Source organism: Escherichia sp. MOD1-EC6842 (assembly GCF_002965705.1).
GTDB classification, from domain to species: domain Bacteria; phylum Pseudomonadota; class Gammaproteobacteria; order Enterobacterales; family Enterobacteriaceae; genus Escherichia; species Escherichia ruysiae.
Window position 1 is genome coordinate 1 of record NZ_PTRF01000068.1, and the last position, 357, is coordinate 357.

Annotated in this window: 1 protein-coding gene; it reads right to left on the reverse strand. The window is 52.4% G+C overall.

Features of this window, described 5'->3' with window-relative positions:
- The coding region (locus tag A7Z29_RS23120) for an autotransporter outer membrane beta-barrel domain-containing protein (protein WP_123058441.1) at window positions 1-357 on the reverse strand (357 nt) is incomplete at both ends.

Sequence of the window (357 nt, forward strand, 5' to 3'; positions counted from 1 at the left end):
CTCCGCTCCGGCATACCAGGAGTGGGTTCCGTAGTGCTTCGTACCCAGACCGGCAAAGTTGCCTGTGTAGTCATTGTCATGGTGAATATATTTACCAATCAAATCGATATAGGCACCGGAGTTAAACAGTGCTGAAGCATACAGACCGCCCCCCACGGATTTTGTCTTCCCGCTGAACGCATCACTGTCTGCACTGCTGTCGGTATAGGTCATTGTGATACCGGTAAACAGATCAACGCCATCCAGCACATGTTTTTTGTCAAAGCCGACCTGAACGTGGGTGTAATTATCGCTATACCCGCCATCGGCTGAACCGGCGCCGTTCATGATACGGGCCCAGGCACCGGCATCACCGTT